The sequence below is a fragment of the Roseburia sp. AF42-8 genome, from assembly GCF_003435965.1.
GTDB classification, from domain to species: Bacteria; Bacillota; Clostridia; order Lachnospirales; family Lachnospiraceae; genus Roseburia_C; species Roseburia_C amylophila.
The window spans coordinates 1-876 of record NZ_QTVB01000136.1; the positions used below are offsets into that span (position 1 = coordinate 1).

At 41.7% G+C, this 876-nt stretch carries 1 pseudogene; it reads left to right on the top strand.

The features are described 5' to 3' along the window. A pseudogene (locus tag DW059_RS16045) lies at positions 1-876 on the top strand (hypothetical protein); the annotation flags it as partial.

Sequence of the window (876 nt, forward strand, 5' to 3'; positions counted from 1 at the left end):
GTCGGAGTCGGAACCATGATTCTGGGAGGAATGCTTGTCGTAGCAACCTGTGGTATGGCACTTCCTTTAGTGGCTACAGTAGGAGTAATGGCAATTGGCGCAGGAACAGCAGCATATGGCTTTTCAAATACAGTAGAAGGTGGTCAGGATGTTTATGCAGGAGTAACAGGAGACCCAAGAATGGTATCGGTTAATCCAATCCGTGATACAGTATTTGCCAGTAATCCGGACCTCTATTATTTAATAGGAAATGTATTAACAATCGCTGCTTCCCTGATACTGACCGGAGGAATGGCAGCAAATGCAGCAGTAAGTGCAGGAACATCCATCGGCAGGGCAGTAGTAACAGAGTATGCAAAGCAGGGACTGACGGTGGCAGCGAGCAGCTATGTGGACAAGAGAATGACAGAAGCAACCAACAGTCCACTGGCAGGCTTTGTAGTTGGATCACTAACCGGAATGGCAACATATGGAACGCTCAGTGAGACAGAGCTGGAAGTAGTAAATAATGTAAAAAGACCGCAGCAGTTGGGAAATGTTGGGGAGAGTGGTACTTCTTTAACAAAGAGACCATCTTGGAGACAAGCTGAATTAGATGCAGCAAAAGATTTCCCAGATTATTTAGAACAAAAATCATTCATAAAGGGAAAGGAAGTTCCATATGGAACAAAAGGAAGTGTTAGACCGGACTTGTATAAGGATGGATTCAGTATAGATGTAAAGAATTATCAAATTGAAACTGCATCTGGTAGAAGCAACTTGGCAAGAAATATTGAAAAACAATATTATCAAAGAATAGGTAATTTACCAGAGGGAACAGAACAGTCAGTATTAATTGATATACGAGGTCAAAATATATCGCAAAATAATCTTAAT